The organism is Hymenobacter glacieicola (genome assembly GCF_014640315.1).
Lineage (GTDB): Bacteria > Bacteroidota > Bacteroidia > Cytophagales > Hymenobacteraceae > Hymenobacter > Hymenobacter glacieicola.
On the sequence record NZ_BMGS01000017.1, the window covers coordinates 22,967 to 39,952 of the forward strand.

The 16,986-nt window shown below is 64.9% G+C and carries 18 protein-coding genes; 13 read left to right on the forward strand and 5 right to left on the reverse strand.

Annotation, left to right across the window (positions count from 1 at the left end; translation table 11 throughout):
- Positions 1 to 85: 85 nt before the first annotated feature.
- The 4 genes from IEW18_RS20885 to IEW18_RS20900 all read left to right on the forward strand — a co-directional run bounded on the left by IEW18_RS20885 (position 86) and on the right by IEW18_RS20900 (position 3,947).
- Positions 86 to 424: a hypothetical protein gene (locus IEW18_RS20885; RefSeq protein WP_188559834.1), complete on the forward strand. Its 339-nt coding sequence runs from the start codon at positions 86 to 88 to the stop codon at positions 422 to 424.
- Between the two features lie 52 nt (positions 425 to 476).
- Positions 477 to 1,013, forward strand: coding sequence for a 5-(carboxyamino)imidazole ribonucleotide mutase (gene purE / locus IEW18_RS20890; protein ID WP_373285753.1), 537 nt, complete (start codon positions 477 to 479; stop codon positions 1,011 to 1,013).
- Complete coding sequence (locus IEW18_RS20895) at positions 1,010 to 2,260, forward strand: 5-(carboxyamino)imidazole ribonucleotide synthase (RefSeq protein WP_188559835.1); 1,251 nt, start codon at positions 1,010 to 1,012, stop codon at positions 2,258 to 2,260. Before purE ends, IEW18_RS20895 begins: the two co-directional genes overlap by 4 nt.
- 859 nt (positions 2,261 to 3,119) lie before the next feature.
- Positions 3,120 to 3,947, forward strand: a complete 828-nt coding sequence (locus IEW18_RS20900; RefSeq protein ID WP_188559836.1) for a DUF4386 domain-containing protein — start codon at positions 3,120 to 3,122, stop codon at positions 3,945 to 3,947.
- 196 nt (positions 3,948 to 4,143) lie between these two features.
- On the opposite strand, the gene IEW18_RS20905 is transcribed toward IEW18_RS20900, so the two are convergent.
- Complete coding sequence (locus IEW18_RS20905) at positions 4,144 to 4,545, reverse strand: winged helix-turn-helix transcriptional regulator (RefSeq protein ID WP_188559837.1); 402 nt, start codon at positions 4,543 to 4,545, stop codon at positions 4,144 to 4,146.
- A gap of 208 nt (positions 4,546 to 4,753) precedes the next feature.
- Between IEW18_RS20905 and IEW18_RS20910 the strand changes: the two genes are divergently transcribed.
- A complete protein-coding gene (locus IEW18_RS20910) occupies positions 4,754 to 5,386 on the forward strand; it encodes a nitroreductase family protein (RefSeq protein WP_188559838.1) in 633 nt (210 codons plus the stop codon).
- Positions 5,387 to 5,511: 125 nt separating this feature from the next.
- On the opposite strand, the gene IEW18_RS20915 is transcribed toward IEW18_RS20910, so the two are convergent.
- Positions 5,512 to 5,658 carry a hypothetical protein gene (locus IEW18_RS20915; protein ID WP_188559839.1) on the reverse strand — a complete coding sequence of 49 codons (147 nt, stop codon included), beginning with the start codon at positions 5,656 to 5,658 and terminating at the stop codon, positions 5,512 to 5,514.
- An 86-nt stretch (positions 5,659 to 5,744) separates the two neighbouring features.
- Here IEW18_RS20915 and IEW18_RS20920 point away from each other — a divergent pair, with 86 nt between their 5' ends.
- From IEW18_RS20920 to IEW18_RS20940, 5 genes are all read left to right on the forward strand, one after another.
- On the forward strand, positions 5,745 to 6,467 hold the full coding sequence (locus IEW18_RS20920) for a DUF92 domain-containing protein (protein ID WP_188559840.1): 723 nt from the start codon (positions 5,745 to 5,747) through the stop codon (positions 6,465 to 6,467).
- 788 nt (positions 6,468 to 7,255) lie between these two features.
- The gene (locus tag IEW18_RS21930; RefSeq protein ID WP_188559861.1) at positions 7,256 to 7,681 is read left to right on the forward strand and encodes a replication initiation protein; all 426 of its coding nucleotides are present in this window, start codon (positions 7,256 to 7,258) and stop codon (positions 7,679 to 7,681) included.
- Between the two features lie 56 nt (positions 7,682 to 7,737).
- Complete coding sequence (locus tag IEW18_RS21935) at positions 7,738 to 8,292, forward strand: replication initiation protein (protein ID WP_188559863.1); 555 nt, start codon at positions 7,738 to 7,740, stop codon at positions 8,290 to 8,292.
- Positions 8,293 to 8,389: 97 nt separating this feature from the next.
- Positions 8,390 to 8,728: a Dabb family protein gene (locus tag IEW18_RS20935; protein ID WP_188559841.1), complete on the forward strand. Its 339-nt coding sequence runs from the start codon at positions 8,390 to 8,392 to the stop codon at positions 8,726 to 8,728.
- 601 nt (positions 8,729 to 9,329) lie between these two features.
- Positions 9,330 to 9,752 carry a hypothetical protein gene (locus tag IEW18_RS20940; RefSeq protein ID WP_188559842.1) on the forward strand — a complete coding sequence of 141 codons (423 nt, stop codon included), beginning with the start codon at positions 9,330 to 9,332 and terminating at the stop codon, positions 9,750 to 9,752.
- A gap of 298 nt (positions 9,753 to 10,050) precedes the next feature.
- Here IEW18_RS20940 and IEW18_RS20945 read toward each other — a convergent pair whose 3' ends face one another.
- Positions 10,051 to 10,482: an energy transducer TonB gene (locus IEW18_RS20945; RefSeq protein WP_188559843.1), complete on the reverse strand. Its 432-nt coding sequence runs from the start codon at positions 10,480 to 10,482 to the stop codon at positions 10,051 to 10,053.
- 767 nt (positions 10,483 to 11,249) lie between these two features.
- Here IEW18_RS20945 and IEW18_RS20950 point away from each other — a divergent pair.
- The 3 genes from IEW18_RS20950 to IEW18_RS20960 all read left to right on the forward strand — a co-directional run bounded on the left by IEW18_RS20950 (position 11,250) and on the right by IEW18_RS20960 (position 13,370).
- A complete protein-coding gene (locus IEW18_RS20950; RefSeq protein WP_188559844.1) occupies positions 11,250 to 11,873 on the forward strand; it encodes a class I SAM-dependent methyltransferase in 624 nt (207 codons plus the stop codon).
- 300 nt (positions 11,874 to 12,173) lie between these two features.
- Entirely contained in the window at positions 12,174 to 12,779 is a 606-nt protein-coding gene (locus IEW18_RS20955; protein ID WP_188559845.1) for a PAS domain S-box protein, read from the forward strand.
- A 15-nt stretch (positions 12,780 to 12,794) separates the two neighbouring features.
- A complete protein-coding gene (locus IEW18_RS20960) occupies positions 12,795 to 13,370 on the forward strand; it encodes a sensor histidine kinase (RefSeq protein ID WP_188559846.1) in 576 nt (191 codons plus the stop codon).
- Positions 13,371 to 13,654: 284 nt separating this feature from the next.
- Here the strand turns inward: IEW18_RS20960 and IEW18_RS20965 are convergent, their stop codons facing one another.
- Both IEW18_RS20965 and IEW18_RS20970 read right to left on the reverse strand, forming a co-directional pair.
- The gene (locus IEW18_RS20965) at positions 13,655 to 14,122 is read right to left on the reverse strand and encodes a hypothetical protein (RefSeq protein ID WP_188559847.1); all 468 of its coding nucleotides are present in this window, start codon (positions 14,120 to 14,122) and stop codon (positions 13,655 to 13,657) included.
- 525 nt (positions 14,123 to 14,647) lie between these two features.
- Positions 14,648 to 16,963 carry a PAS domain-containing protein gene (locus tag IEW18_RS20970; protein ID WP_188559848.1) on the reverse strand — a complete coding sequence of 772 codons (2,316 nt, stop codon included), beginning with the start codon at positions 16,961 to 16,963 and terminating at the stop codon, positions 14,648 to 14,650.
- Between the last annotated feature and the right edge of the window lie 23 nt (positions 16,964 to 16,986).

Genomic DNA, 16,986 nt, shown 5'->3' on the forward strand with positions numbered 1-16,986 from the left:
CCTGACTGAAAAAAGAACGTCATGCTGAGCTGGTCGAAGCATCTCTCCCGCTTCGTTGAGTTGTCTCGCTTGACCCGTCAAAACAATGGATGCGAAGCAGTACAAGCAGCTGAAAGAATGCGGAGACGTTCTGGATTTTGCCACTTTGAATGCTACACGCAGAATCTTGGTGCAACGTGACCAAGCGCATCTTGCTGACCATATTACCCGCATTCTGTCAAACGACAAGATTGACAAACCCAGCTTGCACAACGCCCCACAGGAACGCTTTTCAGATTTTTATCGGGTCAGCCTAGCCGCTGAAGATATGGCGGCTATTGTCTCAATCCTGTTCGACTTCGAAGCTGAAGTGATTGATATTGATCCATCAGCAGCTGACTTAACTGACAAATGGAGTAACCTTGATGGGCTAACGAAGTGGTAGCGATGCTTCGACAAGCGGACGCCAGATAGAGCATGACAACAAATATTTTTTGATGAACACCTTTTCCGCCTCCAACACCCCTGATATCCCTAGCGCCGCCCCGGGCACGCCCCTGATTGGCGTGGTTATGGGCTCAAGCAGCGACTGGGACACCATGCAGCATGCTGTGCAGATTCTCGCTGACTTTGGCGTGGCCCACGAAGCGCGCGTGGTGTCGGCCCACCGCATGCCCGACGACTTGTTTGCCTACGCCGAACAAGCCGGCCCGCGCGGCTTGCAGGCCATTATTGCCGGCGCGGGCGGGGCCGCTCACCTGCCGGGCATGCTGGCCGCCAAAACCACGGTGCCTGTGCTGGGAGTGCCGGTGGCTAGTCGCCATTTGCAGGGGGTAGACTCGCTGCACAGCATCGTGCAAATGCCCAAGGGGGTGCCCGTGGCCACGTTTGCCATTGGCACGGCCGGGGCGGCCAATGCGGCCTTGTTCGCCGTCAGCCTGCTGGCCCTGCACGACCCGGGCCTGGCTGCCAAGCTGCAGGCGTTTCGCGCCCAGCAAACCGAAACCGCTCGCGCCATGAGCCTGCCCGTATGAGCGCCGCTGGTCACGTTGCCGCCCTGAGCCCGGTTTACCCGGGCAGTGCGGACGCCGCGGGTCAGCGGGCCACCCTGGGGGTGCTGGGGGGCGGCCAGCTGGGCCGGATGTTTGTGCATGCCGCCCAGCGCCTGGGCTACTTCACCGCCGTGCTGGACCCGGACGCGCAAAGCCCCGCCGGCCTGGTCAGCCACCACCATATCCAGACCGACTACCACGACCCGGCCGGGCTGGCGCAACTCGCCGAGCTGAGCCAGGCCATCACCACCGAGTTTGAAAACGTGCCGGCCCAGGCCCTGCAAGCGCTGGCCTTGACCCGGCCCGTAGCGCCGGGGGCGGCCGTGGTGGGCATAGCCCAGAACCGCATCGAGGAAAAAGCCCACTTCGCCGCCTGCGCTGACCTGGCGGGGGTGAGCTGCGCGCCCTACGCGGTGATTGAAACGCCGGCCCAGCTGCAGGCTGTGCAGGCCGAGCGGGCGGAGTTGCTGCCCGGCATCCTGAAAACCGCGCGCCTGGGCTACGACGGCAAGGGCCAGGTCCGCGTTCAGAATGCCGCGGAGCTGGCCGCGGCCTGGGCGGAGCTGGGCGGCGTGGCCTGCGTGCTGGAAAAGATGCTGCCGCTCATGGCCGAGTGCTCGGTGCTGGTGGCGCGCGGCTGGGACGGGCAAGTCGTCAGCTTTGCCCCGCAGCGCAACGTGCACGTCGATGGCATTCTGGCCGTGACCCACGCCTACGAAGGAAATATGCCGCCCGCCCTGGCCGATAGGGCCCGCGAGGCGGCCGTTTCCATTGCCCAGCATCTGGGTTACGTCGGGGTGCTGTGCGTCGAGTTTTTTGTGGTGGACGACGGCAGCGCGCAGGGCGGGCTGGTGGTGAACGAGATGGCCCCGCGCCCGCACAACAGCGGCCACTACACCCTGGACGCCTGTGACGCCTCGCAGTTTGACTTGCAGGTTTATACCCTGGCGGGCTTGCCCCTGCCGGAGCCGCGCCAGCATTCCCCGGCCATCATGCTCAACCTGCTGGGCGACGTGTGGTTAAACGCGGGCGGGGGGCAGCGGGAGCCGGACTGGCGCTCCGTGCTGAGTTTGCCGGGCACCCACCTGCACCTGTACGGCAAGGCGCAGGCGCGCCCCGGCCGCAAGATGGGCCACCTGACCATCACCGGCCCGGATGTCGCCCGGGTTAAAGCCGTGGCGCGCCGCGCCGCCGGTCTGCTGGGCTTGCCGGGGCTGGACGACCTCTAGAGGCCAGCGGCTGAGCGAGCACAAGTTAACCTTACGGTGAGGGTCTTCTCCTCGCCGCAAGGGGGTAGAGGCACGCTACAAACAGGACAGGACAGGACAGGACAGGTGGCTTGCGGTTAAGCAGCTGCGCGCTACATAGGGTCAAAAGAAGGCCGATACGCCCGGGCTACAAACCAGTGCCCGCCGTAGGCAGCGAATCGGACCGGCGCCAGCCCTTTGCCCTGACGAAGGCAGCCCGGGAGTTTGTTTGGTGCCGCCACGGCAAGCACCCGGGCTGCGCCGGGCAGTTAGGCCCGGTCAGGGGCGCACTAGCGGGGGGAGGGAAACCAACGCCTAGGCCAGTTGGCCGAACTTCGGCGGGGGCAGAGCGTCTCCGACTGCGCGCCTTTTTACCGCTTCTACGGCCCTTTGCGCTCCATCCCTTCCCCGAACCGAAACCAAGCTGGCTCGTGCTGCGCTTTACGCGGGAGCCTGCCCACCCCGGCAGGATGCCTGACGGGCGGCCGCATGGCTGTGCGGCGCGTGCTCCTGCGCACGGAAAACGCTGGTTTAGCGAAACAGTCCCGGCCCTTACAATAAGTTGTTTTGTAGCTGAATGGGCCTGACAAAGCTTTTCGCCGGGAGCTTCTCATTCAGGGAAAGAAGCTTTGCAGCAAGCGGTTTAGCCGTGCGGGGATATAGCAGCGGTTACACCGTGCAGTAGTCCCCTGCATTTCTATGCAGGCAACTGTGCCCGTTGCTCCTGCATCTGCCGGCTGGGCGCCGCTGTCCGGCTAGGGTAGCGTGAACCTGCTGCAGCTTGCCCGCCGCGCGGAACCCGCAGCAGCTTGCGCTACTGCCACATCTAACCCCACTCCCCGTGACTTCTTCCTTCCCGACCACCTCCCCGCAGCGGTATGCCCGCCTTGGAGGGGCCTTGTACCTGGCCATCATCGTATTTGGCGTGTTCTCCGAAGGGTTTGTCATGAGCAAGCTCTTGGTTGCGGGCGATGCGGCGGCAACCGCGCGCAACCTGCAGGCGGCACCGGGGCTATGGCAATGGGCCGTGGGGCTCAACGTGCTGCTCGTGCTGTGCGCCGTGCCCCTGCAGTGGATCGAGTACGTGCTGCTGCGGCCCGTCAGCCACCGCTTGGTGCTGCTGGCCCTGGTCCTGAACCTGGTGTCGCTATCGGTGGAATCGGTAAGCAAAGTGTTCCTGCTTTTGGTGCTGCCGACGCTGGAAAACCCGTCGTACGGGTCCGCCCTAGGCCCGCAGCAGGTGGCCGTGCTGGCCCACCTGCTGCTGCAAGCGCACGGGGTAGCGTTCAACGTGGCCTTGCTGTTTTTCGGCCTCACCTGCCTGGTAAACGGCTACCTGATTTTCAAGTCGGGCTACTTGCCCAAAGCCTTGGGCGTGGGGCTGCAAGCGGCGGGCGCAGGCTACCTGGTAAGCTGCGGGGCGGCGCTGTTTGCCCCGGCCCTGGCGGGGGTGCTCCTGCCGGCGCTCTTGCTGCTGCCCTTCGCCGGCGAATTGTCCTTGAGTCTGTGGCTGCTGCTCAAGGGGGTGAACACGGCCGCCTGGATGTCCTTATGTTCAGCGAAAGAAGGCGTAGCTTTTAAGGCAAGACACGTGGTGACCGAGCACCAGCAGGTGACTGCCGGCATCGCCGCCAACTCGCCCGTGAGCAGGCCGCGAACCCGCCCTTGAACCGCCCGCCCAAACTCTTAACCAAGGCCACTGCTTACGCTCGCAACAACTGGCGAAGCTAACCAACGGCCCCTAACTGATGTCAGGGGCCATTGGGGTGCCACGGGGGCGGGGGGTAGCGCGGGCCGGGACCGGCAGTACGCGCAACTAACCGAAATTCAGGGCCTTGCGCAACGCAGAAGCGTAGCGGCCCGGCCTATTCACCCAGTGGAGCAGCAACGCCCTGCAGCCCGGCCTCGTCGTTGACCGGGTGCCCGGCGGCGCACGCCGGGTGGGCGCGCGTGTAGTGCCGCAGCCCCCAGGAGTAGAGGGCTTCCAGCACGGGCTGTAGGGTTTGGCCGTAGGGGCTGAGGCTGTACTCCACCCGGGGCGGTACCTCGGCGTAGACCTGCCGCCGGACAATGCCATCCTGCTCCAGCTCTTTTAGCTGCTGGGTCAAGACTTTCTGCGACACGGCCACGGCCCGCTGCAACTGGCCAAAGCGCAGGGTGCCATCCTTAAGGTAGAGCAGAATGCTCGTCTTCCATTTACCGCCCACCAGGTCTACGGTGGCGGAAACGGCGCAGGTGTACTGTTTTTTTACTTTATCTTCTTCCATACTAGGTTGACTATCAGCAATAGTTTCCTTGGGGAAACAACCTGATAAAAAGGTGCCTACTTGACAAAAGTAGGCTAACCGGCACACTTTTGCTCCGGCATTACGGCGTAAACCAACCGCCACGTGCTGGTCTGGCCCCACGGGTAGCACTGCCGGCCCTACCGGCGGCCTGCCCGGCCCTTTTTGTCTTACTCTTTAGGTTTTTCCCATGGACTTTGCTGCTGCTTTGAACTGGCGCTACGCTGCCAAACACTTTACTGGCCAGGCGGTACCCGCCGCTAAGGTCGACGCCATCCTCAACGCCATTCGCCTGGCGGCTTCCTCCACCGGCATCCAACCCTACGAAATCATGGTGGTTTCGAACCCCGCGCTTAAAGGGCGCATCCACGAGCAGGCCTGCCAGCAGCCGCAAATCGTGGAAGGTTCCCACCTGCTGGTGTTTGCGGCCCAGCAGACCCTGAGCGCGGCCGACGTGGATACCTACCTGGAGCGCATCGCGCGGGTGCGGCAGGTGCCGCTGGACTCGCTAACGGGCTTTGGCGATGCCATCAGGGGGGGCCTGCTGACCATGAGCCCCGAAGCGTATGCCGCGTGGGCCGCCCGCCAGGCCTACATTGCCCTGGGGTACGGCATCGTGGCCGCCGCGGTGGAGCAAGTCGATACCTGCGCCTTGGAGGGCTTCAACCCAGCGGCGCTGGACCAGGTGCTGGGCTTGCCCGAGCGCAACCTGCGCAGTGCCGTGGTGCTGGCGTTGGGCTACCGCGACGAGGCAAAGGACTTTTTGGCAACGGCGAAGAAGGTGCGCAAGACCCGCCATGAGCTGTTCACCGAGCTGGCCTAGCGCAACCCGCGGCCAGCATCCGTTGAGCCGTCCGCCCGGAGGGATTTTCCTTACCGATCCTTCCTGCTGCTACTCGGGTGCTCCCCCGCCAGCTAGGGCTACCGGGCAAAGCGCTACCTACTCGTTTAGGGCATTATCTCCCGCTGCCGGCAACTGCGCAGCCATTCTTCGGCTTCTTCTAGCCGGTGGAAAAACTGCAACACCAGCGCCCCAACCAGAGGCGACGGAAACGAGCGGGTGAGAATATCCGAGCCCGCGTCCTGCCGCACCACGTGGGCAACGTAGCGCGGGCCCGGCCACAGCCCGGCTTGCTACCTCCCGGTGGCGATCCAACCAGGGGAGGCTTACCTTTGGGCGTATGACTTCTTTGTTTCGCCTTGCTGGGCTGGTGCTGGTGCTGGCCCTGGGCATGAGCTACTGCGCGCGGGCCGGCAAGCTAACCCCGGCCGGGGTCTGGGTGGGTGGCCTGCTGGGCGTACTCATCTTTCTGGGCAGTGGCTTTGCCGGTCTTGCTTTGCTGGGTTTGTTTTTTGTCCTGGGCTCGGCGGCCTCGGCCTGGAAAGTAGCCGACAAGCGGCGGCTGGGCCTGGCCGAAGCCAACAAAGGGCGCCGCACGGCGGGCCAGGTGCTGGCCAACGCCGGCGTGGCCGGCCTGCTGGGGCTGCTTGCCTGGCAGTGGCCCCCGCAGGCGCCCCTGCTGGGGCTGATGATAGCCGGCAGCTTTGCCGCCGCAACGGCCGATACCCTGTCCTCGGAGCTGGGCAACGTCTACGGCCGGCGCTACTACCACCTGCTGACCCTGAAGCCCGCCCGGCGGGGCCCGAACGGAGTGGTCAGCCTGGAGGGAACCCTGCTGGGCGGGGTTGGCAGCGCCCTGATTGCCGGGGCCTACGGCGTGGCGGCGGGATGGGGCCCGGCCGGCTGGTGGCTGCTGCTCGCCGGCACGGCCGGCAACCTGGTCGACTCGGTGCTCGGGGCCACGTTCGAGCGCCGGGGCCAACTCACCAACAACGGGGTCAATTTCCTGAACACCCTGACCGGGGCCCTGACGGCGGGGGCATTGGCCCTGCTGGTCCGGTAACGTAGCGGCCGGCCAAGCTCCGGCCAGCGGGGTAGGGGAGGGAAAACCCGCCGGGCAGCAAGTACCGGGGCGGGAGCTACGCTATCAAATAAACCGGGGAAAAAGGGGCGGGGCACGGCGGGCGCGGGCAACAAAAGCACCGATTCGGCGGCGAGGCCGGCCAGGCTAGCCTACTGGGGCCAGCCCCGGAGTGCCATTTTTCACGCAGATGCTGGAAGAGTCCGGCCGGGTAAGGCCGCCGGGTAGCAGGCGGGGGAGTGCCATTTTTCACGCAGACGCCCCGAGAGATGCTATGTGCCTGGGTTGGTGAATTTTCCCGCCCCGGGGGCCGTCCCCAACCGGGGGCCGGCTAGCTTAAAGCCGGCTTTTCGGGGGAAGAGGACGCTAAAAGCCGGCCGGCCATTTTTTCTCATTTCTTTCAAAAAAAATCAGAATCTCTTCTGTCTTCTTAAGCTCTTCTATTCTATTCTATTCTATATTCAGGGAGCTGTAACTAGTTGAAAACCAGAAAGTAAACCCCATTATCTGCGTGAAAAATGGCACTCTGCTGCGTGAAAAATGGCACTCTGCTGCGTGAGAACTGGCACCACTGCGTGAAAAACGGCACCATCTGCGTGAGAAACGGCACTGATCCGGCTGCGTGCCCGGTTACTGCGTGAAAAATGGCACCGCCGGGTTCCGGTTCCCATCTGCGTGAAAAATGGCACTCCCCCGGCGGATTTGCGTGAACGACGATACGTTTTCACGCCGGTGCGTATATTTAGCTCAAACCCGCCTTTGCCGTCCCTATGCCCCCGGTTCCTCCCGCCGCTGCCGCCGCCACGCTCTACCCCCGGGCCTACCAGGCCAACGCCCTGGTTCGGGCCCCGCTCAAGCTTACCCACGTGGAGGCCCGCATCTTTGCCCTGGCCCTGGGCTGCATTCACCAGGACCAGACCGAGCTGCCCGGCATCTCCATTCCCCTGAGCCGGGTGATGACCCAGAAGAAGGGGGGCAGCGTGTACGAGACCATCCGGGATGCCTGCAAAAGCCTCATGTCCAAGGTTGTCAGCATCGAGTCGCAGACCGGCAACAAAAAGCGCTTTACGGCCTACTCCATTATCAGCTACATCGACCTGAACGAGGGCACGGGCTTTCTGACGGGCAACTTTGCCCCGGAATCCTGCTCCAGCTGGCCGAGCAGTACACCCACGTCGAGATTGAAACCCTGCTGACGCTGAAGTCCGCCCACGCCCACCGCCTGTACTGGCTGCTCAAGTCCTGGGACGACGTGGGGCTCTGGGAAGTAGATTTCGGCATCCTGCGCAAGCAGATCCTGGGCGACGACAACGACGTGACGTACACGCTCTTCTATGACTTTAAGCGCTACGTGCTCGAGCCGGCCCTGCGCGAGCTGCACTCCCTGGGCTGGATGGTGGCTTACGAGCCCCTGAAGGAAGGCAAGAAGGTGCACGCCGTGCGCTTCTCCATTCCCAAGCCCCAGGCCCTGCTCGACGAGCAGGGGCAGCCCATCGTGCCGCCCAAAACCACGAGCCGGCCCCGCCCCGGGGAAAAGCAGATGAGCCTGGCCCTGGCCGCCGAGCTGCCCACCCTGCAGCAGCGCATTGTCACGCGCCTGCACAAGCTCAAGATGACGGACGGGCAGATTCAGCACGTGCTCGACTTTATGGGCGACGACGAGGCCAAGATTGCCAAGCTCATGAAGATCAGCCACCCCCTGCTGCGCGACTTCGAGGCCGGCAACAAGGTGTTTGACAACCTGGGCGGGGCGGCGGTTAATTTGCTGAAAGCCGAGTTTCCCGGCTTGTATCCCGTCCTGAAATAAGCTTGCTCCCGCGCTGGGTAGCCCGGGTGCGGGCGGGTAGGTTCCGCGGGAATTCCCCTTTTCTTTTTTATCCTGGTATCATCCTTGTTGTAAGCCGATGAGCGCGACTTCTCCTCCCGAATGCTTTGTGCACCACGTGTTGTTTTACACCCGGCCGGGGGCCAGCGCCGCCGACAAGGCCGCCTTGCTGGCCGGGCTGCAACGGCTCCGGGCCATCCCCTCGATCCGCCTGGCCCACCTTGGTACGCCGGCCCTGACCAACCGCCCGGTGATTGAGCGCACCTACACCTACTCCTGGCTGTGCTTCTTTGACAGTGCCGAGCAGGAAGAGCTCTACCAGCGCCATCCCCTTCACGACGAGTTTCGCCAAACCTGCGCCCCCTACTGGGAGAAAGTGGTGATTTACGACTCGATTGGCCCGCGGGAGGAGCGGTAGCACGCTTCCCCGGCCTGGGGCCCAAGAGCGCCCCAGGGCCAGGGGCCGGAAACTCAAGCGGGCAGGCTTTTCGGCATTAGGCGCTTTTCCGCGCGCGGCGGAGTCGGCGGCCTCGGGCTGCTCGGGGGGCTGGTTTCTGGTAGCAACGTTCCTGGCCAGGACCGAGGTCGGGACTTGGCGAGCCGGGGACCGCCGTGCCAAGGTTGCCCGGGCCAGCTAGGCAAATAGGGTGCGGCGGCCGCTGGTCGGCACCTCGCGCAGCAGCAGCTATAAGCCGGTTTTGGAAAGCGCCTGCACAACTGGCCTGGTAAAGCCAACCCAGTACCCAGCTACCCGACCCGCACCAGTTCGTCTGCTTCCGAGCGGGTGCCGCCCCGGCCGGTCCGGCGCAGCCCCACGCTGCCCGAAAAGCACTCGGTTTCAACGCGGAGGACCGGCCGGGGCGGCAGCCTCTTCAGCAGGTTGCACTAGCCCATGTTCAGTAAAACACGTATAATGTTGCGGTTTGTTGTTCCGCATCCCTTCCTGACTTTTTCCGGTCAAACATCCGGGGGCCGCTGCTCGGGTCGCCCTGCTCCCGCCGGATAGGGTACCTTACGCCATGGATCTAGTACGTTACATGCCAGCCGGGACCGTGGGAGTAGATTCCGCGGGGTTCGTCCACCTGAGCTGGGGGCCGGGCTCCCAGGACTGCGCGGCGGCGCGGGCCGTGTTTGACGAGGTCCTGCGCCTGCTGCAGGTCTCGGGCTGCCACAAGCTGCTGACGGATCAGCGCCGGCGTGCTCCCGCCACGGAGGAGTACATGGGCTGGCTGCTGGTGGACTGGCTGCCCCGGGCGGGCACAAACCAGCTGCTCACCCAGGTCGCGGTGGTTGCGGCCAGGCCCCTGCACCTGCGCCTGCAGTCCCTGGACATCAGCTCGGAAGGGCAGCGCCGCTACGGTATTGTCACCCGGTACTTTGACGGCCTGGAAGAAGCCCGCCAGTGGCTGCAGGGCACTAACCGGCCGCCGGTGGTTTCCTGACGCTGGTTTATTCGGCCGGCGACCCGCGGACGGGGCCGGCAGGGCGCGAACCAGGGGCAACCGCTTCCTCGCCGGCCGGGGAGCACCTGCCCACCCCCCAAAGTAAGGCGGGCCGCGGTCCGGTCGGGAATGCAATGGGGATAAACTATGGCGTACCTAGCTAGGGCCGCCACCCCGCTTCTGATGTCCGCTCCCGTTGCCTTTCCCAGGTACAGTCAGGACCTGCCCTGCGAGGCGGATTGCCAATTAATCCAGGCCCCACCAGATCCGGAGGCCGTGGCCTGTTGGTCAGGCCCGGTTAGAGCAGCTTAAAGGCGATGGGCAGGGTGTAAGCCACGCGCACGGCCTGGCCCTTAAGCCGGCCGGGCACCCACCAGGGCATGAGGCGCACCAGGCGCAGCGCTTCCTGATCCAGGCCCGCGCCGAGGCCGCGCAGCACCTGCGCATCCCGGATCCGGCCTTGCTCGTCCACAACAAAGCTGACGTAGACCTTGCCGCTCACGTTGCGCAGCTCCGCTTCCTGGGGGTAGCGCAGCTCTTTTTGCAGGAAGGCGAAAAAGGCCGGGGCCCCGCCCCGGAAGGTGGGCATCTCATCGACCACGTGGTAGACCGGCGGCTCACCGGAAGCCGAGCCGGTCCCGGAGAAAGCGGTGTTGTCCGTAAGGGTCTGGCCGAGGGCCGCCGAAGCCGGCAGCACAAACAGCAACAGCAGCGTACTGATTCGAAGCATAGACGCAGAATATTCGACGGCGTAAAGCTACCCGGCCGCCCGGACCATCCGCGGGCCGGCACATCACCATACTGTTGTGTTTGTGTAACCACACCGTTGCCTTCCTTGCCGAAGGTGGGAGCGGCCGCCAGCTGTTTTCTTTTGCTGGCTGGCGGCCGGCGTACTTCCCCTGGCCAAGACCTGCCGCCAAATTCCTGCCCAAGCAGGCCCGGCCGCTTTTTGCACCGCGGAAGGCTGGCCGTTGCAGACCCCCGGAATGGGCCCGGCTACCGTGCGTAGCCGGGCGGCCTGTCCAACCGGGCACAGGGCCTCGTTCTGGTTGCCCGCCCGACCCCTAAGGACGTTGCCGGTTTTTTTACGTACCCGCCGGCTGACCCGGGCGCGCAGGCCGCTGCATTCCCTTAGTAGGGGCCGGGTGCCTTGCCCGGCTCACTTCATGCCCAGAAAGAAGCTAGTAGCACCTGATCAGGCGGTGCGGGCACTGTACGCCCTGGCGGCGGGGCCAGGGCTTTGGGTACGGGTCGGATGGCCTGGCCCCGCCGCCCGCCGTCTAGGCCCAAGTCCTGACCACGCCTACCCGAGGGGCAACACCTTCGCCCTCCGCTGCCTCGGCTTTGCGTTACGCGAGCTACTGGCACCTTAAACCCGGCAAGCCCCAACCAGCCGGCCAAGTATTATTTGTCCGCTGCAGCCCGCCCTTACCCCGCCATCCGGGCGGAAAAATTCAGCCGGTAACCGTTTTTACCCGCCAGTGCGTACATTTCCCTATGCTTCCCCCCGCTCCGCCCGTCTTCTGTGCCAATCACGAGGCGCTGTCCCTGCTCGCGTGCACCCACCTGGCCCTGGATGCGCCCATTCTCGATTTAGGCGCCGGGGCCTCCACCTTCCTGGATGTGCTGCTGGCCCAGGGCTACACCAACCTGATTGCCGCTGACCTCAGCGCGGCGGCCCTGCAGGCCCATCGCCAGCAGCTCGCGGCCGAGCAGGTAGCGCGCGTGCTGTGGCTGGTCGATGACGTTACCCACCCCCAGGAATTGCGCCTGCTCGACCCCATTCTGCTCTGGCATGACCGGGCCATGCTCCCGCTGCTGGGCCTGCCGGCGCAGCGGCAGGCCTACCGCGCCATGCTGGACCACATGGTGGAGCCGGGCCACGGCTGGGTGCTGCTGAGCGTGGAGTTACCCGGGCCGGGCCCCCACCCGGGTGACTTGCCCCGGCAGCCCTATTCCCTGGACGAGCTCGTGGCTTTCCTGGGAGCGGACTACGCCCTGGAGCAGTACCGCCAGTACGAGCAGGAGCTCCCCTCCGGCGCGCGGGTCCGCAGCCTGTATGCCCTCTTTAGGCGGCGGCAGCAAACAACCACGCCCTTTCGCCCGGCAGCCCCGGCCTAGGTCGGGGCCGGGTGGGCGGGGGCTTCAGCAGGTTTGCTCAGAAAACTGAAATAGTGCCCGTTTAACCAGCTCCGGGCCGGAGGTTTTACCCTGCTTGGTTGACAAGATTCATTCGGCCGGTGCTTGCGCCTGGCAATTATCCTTCCTGGGCCGCTTTGTTACCAGGGGTTAGGCCTGTCAGTTTCAGCGTGGATCCAGCGGGTAATTCTCGGTAAGCGCCATCAACTATTTAGCAGTACTGGTATTATTTACTGTACTTTGTTGCGTCTTTTTGCTTAGGATCAGTGCCACCGCCCGACTATGACACCTTCTGCCGAGCAGCTCTCCCTCGAAACAGAGATACGCTCGCTGCGAGCGGAATTGGAATGGCTGCGCGCCGAACGCATTGAGAAGGCGGCGCACCAGGCCCTGGCCGACCGGTACCACGAAAGCCAAGTCCGGTTCCGGACGGTGTTTGACAACTCGCCGTTTGGCCAGAAAATCATCTCGCAGGACCTGGTTATCCGGCAAGTCAACCCGGCCGTGCTAACGATGCTGGGGTGCGCAAGCCCAGAGGACGTGGTCGGTCACCAAATTCTGGAGTTTGCCCACCCCGACTACCACGATGACTGGCGCTATTTGCAGCAGCGGCTCTGGCACCACAACCTGCCGAGCTTCACGCTGGAAACCTGCCTGGTGCGCGCCGACGGGTCTACTTTTTGGTGCCAAGTCACGTCCCTGCGCTTTATGGACGATGGCCAGGAGCTGGGCTTCACGCAACTGGAAGACATTAGTGAGCGCAAAGCCTTGGAGCTGTCCCTGAAGCGGCTCTACGACGCGCAGGAAACGATCCTGCACCTGGTCGCGCACGACTTAAAGGAGCCCATCGGCCACATTCAGCTGCTGGCCGACCTGTTGAAAGGCTAACTGGAGGCGGCCCAGTTGACGCCCGGTCAGGCTCCCGACCAAGCAAAGTACCTAACCCTTATCCGCCAGGCCTGCGCCACGGCGTTCAGGCTCCTGCAGGACGTCCTGCTGCTGGGCGCGCTCGACGCCACCCAGCTCAAGCGGCACCCCACCGACCTGGGGTCGCTGCTGACCCAACGCCTGGCGGCCCACCGCCTGATGGCCCAGGACAGGGGCCTGGACCTGGACCTCATTCTGCCGCCGCAGGGGGTAGAGGCCAACCTGAATGCCGACTTCTTCGGCCGGGTAATAGACAACCTGATCAGCAACGCCCTGAAGTTTACTCCGGCCGGGGGCCGCGTCACCGTCAGGCTGCAGGAGCAGGCGGGCCGGGTGCTGCTCACGGTGCGGGACACGGGCATCGGCATTCCCGCGGCGCTGCACGCAAACCTGTTTGGAAAGTTTAGCTCCTCTGCCCGAACCGGCCTGGGCGGGGAGGCCAGCACGGGTCTGGGCCTGTTCATTACCCAGCAGATTGTGCAGCTGCACCACGGCAAAGTGTGGGTGGAAAGTCAGGAGGGCGCGGGTACCTGCTTTTTTGTAAAACTGTAGGGCCCGGGGCCGCGGTGATCCTCACCCGGGGCGGCGTAGGCAAGCCGGAGGTCGGGGTAGTGGCGGGGCATTCCTTTCTTGCTGGCTCGACCAGCGGCGGCGCCGAAAACACCACCGGGCTAAAAACGCGGGGGCTGCCCCCTGTTCCTGCTCTGTGCTCGGATGGCTAACTGCCACGCCGTATTATCACGCCGCCAACTAGCTGGCCGTGAGCCTGCTGGCCTGCCCAGGCTCCAACCAAGCTTGAAGCACGCCAAAGGGCGCTGGGCCGGCCATTCCCCCAGCTAAAGGCTGCCTGCGGGCGGGCGCGCTGTCTGCTGCCGCTGCAGCCAGGCCAGGGCCGGCAGCTCTTCGGTAAACCAGCCGGCATGCAAGGCAAACGAGGCCCAATCCTGCGGGGCCTCATACCCCCGCTCCCGCAGCCCGTGCCAGACGGCCGGCTTGACCAGGAAGGCTACCTGCAGCTGCTGGCCTAATACTGCTCGCACCCGGGGGAAGTATTCCTCGCGCATCCATTCGTGGAGCTCGACCGGTTGGTGCTCGGCATTGGCGCGCCCGTCCAGCAGCCAGTACGGGCACCGGTGCTGAGCGGCCGCGGCCAGCAGCAGCTCACAGGTTTCGGTTACCTCCTCCGCACTCAGGGCCCGCGGGTTGCGGCCCCGCAGCACGAAGGGGGCTTTATACAGCGTAACCTGGTAAAACGGCAGCTCCAAAGACGCGGATAACCGCTGCGGCGCGGGAGATGAGCTCATGGTCGCACGTGAATTGGCCTGCAAATAAACAGTTATTTTTTCCGGAGCTGGGTCCATTTTCTTCCGGGGGCCGGCCCGCCGGCCCCCGGACCCGGGCCCCGGCCCGCCCATGGGCTTGGCTGCGAGGTGCTTGCCGGGCTGCGTAGCCACCGGGCCGGGGCCCGGCCGGCAAGAAGTAGGGTGGCGGTAGGCTTGGCTCAAAGCACGGAAACAACGGCTGCCCGCAGGGGCCCACAACTGAGCCGCTGAATTGATGAGGGCATACCGCCGGGGAGAGTTCTCACCTCCTCGTAGGCTGCCGCTTAGCATCGATTCATTTTTTTCTCAACCGAATTTTCTCAACCGATTTATAGCCGGCAGGAGCAGCCCGTGACCAGGTATGCGCCCGGCTCGACAAACGGCCCTGTCCTCGTTTGCCCCCGGCCCCGCGTCAGGCTCAGCGGGCAGCCGAAAAAGACCTTTGTTAAAGCAGACAGCAACTAAAATTGGCCCGGGCAAGCGTACCCCAGTCAGGCAGTATGGCCTTTAGCGCCGGAAGTACACTGAAAACGCAGTGCCTTCGCCCGGCGTGCTTGTGACCTGGAGGCGGCCCCCGGCGTTTTCAACGATGCGCTTAACCATGTACAGGCCGATGCCCGTGCCGTCGACGTGGGCGTGAAAGCGCCGAAACATCTGGAACAGCTTGGGCAGGTGGTCCGCCTCGATGCCCAGGCCATTGTCTTGCACCGTAAGCACCGTGTACGGCTCCTCCCGCCGGCAGCCGATGACTACCTGCGGGGCGCGGTCGGGGTGCTGGTATTTCACCGCGTTGCTAAGCAGGTTGTAGACCACGGAGCGCAGGTTTTTTTTCGAAAACAACACGTGCGTGTCCGGCGGCACGTCGAGCTTTACCTGCGCGCCGGCCGCGGCCAGCTGGGGCCGCAGGTCCCGCCGCACGTCTTCGATGACGGGCCGCAGGGCCACCTCGGCCACGGGACTGGCGTGGGCCTGCTGCAGCTTTACCACGTCGCTCAGCTGCTCGATGGCGCGCAGAAAGCGTTGCACCGAGGCCCCCATCATGTCCAGCAGCGGCCCCACGTCGTGCGCCTGCTGCACCGGCCCCGGCAGCTGGTCCTGTAAGGCCAGAATCAACCCTTTGATGTTGGTAATGGGGGCTTTTAAATCGTGGGAGGCCGTGTAAATGAAGTTGTCCAGGTCCACGTTCGTGCGCGTGAGCTGCTCGTTGAAGGCCTGCAGCTGCTGCTGGGAGTGATGCAGCTGCTGCTGGGCCTCTTTACTCGCCGTGATGTCGAGCACAAACTCCACGCACTCGCCGCTGCTCAGGCGCTTGCCGGCAAACAGGCCCCACCAGCGCGAGCCGTCCGGGCGGCGGTACTGCTTTTCGTAGGGCGTGTTCTGGCCCCGCGTGAGCAGCTCGTGCTGGGAGTGGCGGGTAACTTCCACGAACTCCGGCGGGGTCAGCTCGTCCCAGCGCACCCGCCCGCTAATGAAATCCTCGCGGGCGTAGCCGCTCAGGCGCTCAAAGGCCGCGTTGGCGTCGTGAATGCGGCCGGCCAGGTCAAAGAAGATAACCCCCACCGTGCCGATGGACAGGGCCTGCTGCAGGCGCTCCTCGGACTGGCGCAGGGCCGTTTCGGCTTGTTTGCGGTCGGTGATGTCGTAGCTCACGGCCAGCGCGGCTTCTACTTGCCCCGCCGCGTCGCGCAGCGGCACGCCGCGCGTCAGAAAGCTGCGGCCGTAGGTTTCCAGCTCCAGGCTAAAGGCCTCGCCGGTGAGGGCGGCCCGGTAGTAGGGTTCGTGCTGCTGCCACAACGCCGGCGGCACGACCTCGCGCACGGTGCGGCCCAGCAGCTCGGCCGGCGTGAGGCCCGCCTGGTGCAGGGCTTCGCCCTCGGCCAGCTGGTAGCGCAGCTGCTGGTCGACGACGAACACGGCCCCGCCGGGCAGGTTTTCAATGAGCGCCCGCAGGCGCTGCTCGCTCGCCTGCAATGCTTCTTCGGCCCGCCGGCGCTCGGTTACGGGGTGGGTACGGCCGCCCACGGCTTCCACCGTGCCGTCGGCGGCCAGCAGGGGCACCAGCGTGTACTCGTAGTGGCCCGCTTCCCCAGTGGGGTTGGTGTACGGGGTTTCGTCCGAGACGCTCTGCCGGGTGTCAATCACCCGCTGAATCTGCGCCTGCAGCCGGGCGGCCAGCTCAGCGGGGTAGCCCAGATCGTGAAAGTTCTGGCCCACGGCCTGCGCCAGCGTCAGTCCCCACAGGTCGAGCAGGGGTTGGTTGACGTAGCGGAAGCGACCCTCCCGGTCAAACAGGTAAACATATTCCTGCAGGCCCGCCAGCACGGCGTCCACGCTCTGCAGCTGGCGGCTGCGCTCCCGCAGCCACTCCCTTTCCGGCTCGGCGGGGCCGTCCGGGGCTGTTTCCACCGGGGCAGTTCCCGCCGGGGCAGTTTCCGCGGCGGCAGGTTGCACGCTGAGCAGCAGCCCGGCCTCGAGTCGTTGCGCCGTCAGCTGCAGCGCCGCCGGGGCGGCGGGGGGTTGCACCCGGGCGCGGGTGGGCTCTCCCGTGCGCCAAGTGGGCTCGTACCAGGCGCCGCCACCCGCCGGGAGCGGGCCCAGTAGCTGCCGGTACGTCCAGTCCGGGGTAGGGGGCTGGGCCGGCAGCGCCAGCAGGCGCTGGGCGGCCGGGTTCAGGTAGGTGAGCGTTAAATTCGTGACCTGGCCCCCGGCATCGGTTACGGGCGTGCAGAAAATCAATCCCGTGTCGGGTAACGCCAGCAGGGCCGGCAGCAGGGCGGGCGACGAAACCGGCAGAGCAGGGAGGTAACCTAGATCAACTGGCATGGAAAGCACACGCTGGGGTGGTG